1 protein-coding gene is annotated in these 448 nt (G+C 64.1%); it reads left to right on the top strand.

What is annotated here, in order from left to right:
* A partial coding sequence (istA, locus tag EN780_RS37780; protein WP_128276666.1) for an IS21 family transposase occupies nucleotides 1-448 on the top strand: 448 nt, incomplete at both ends.

Genomic DNA, 448 nt, shown 5'->3' with positions numbered 1-448 from the left:
GGGTTGGCGTCGGGAGTTGAGGGTGCAGAAGCGCGCAACGGTTCGGTTTGAGACGGCGCCGGGACATCAGATGCAGATCGACTTTGGCGACACGCGGGCGTGGATCGGCGGCGAGCGTGTTCGGGTGCACCTGTTTGTGGCAACGCTGGGTTACTCGCGTCGGCTGCATATCCGTCCCTCGCTTCGGGAGCGCCAGGCGGACTGGTTGGAGGGGATGGAAGGAGCCTTCCTTCGCTTCGGCGGGGTTCCAACGGAAGTGCTGTTCGATAATCCGAAGGCGCTGGTCGAACATCACGATGCGGCGACGCGGGAGGTGCGCTTCAATGTGCGGCTGCACGCCTTTGCCCGCTACTGGGGATTTACGCCACGGGCTTGTGCGCCCTACCGGGCGCGTACGAAGGGAAAGGACGAACGCGGGGTCGGCTACGTCAAGCACAATGCGATTGCC

The organism is Mesorhizobium sp. M4B.F.Ca.ET.089.01.1.1 (genome assembly GCF_004022605.1).
GTDB lineage: Bacteria > Pseudomonadota > Alphaproteobacteria > Rhizobiales > Rhizobiaceae > Mesorhizobium > Mesorhizobium abyssinicae.
Note: the sequence above shows the minus strand (reverse complement) of the source record. Positions and strands in the feature narration are given on the sequence as shown.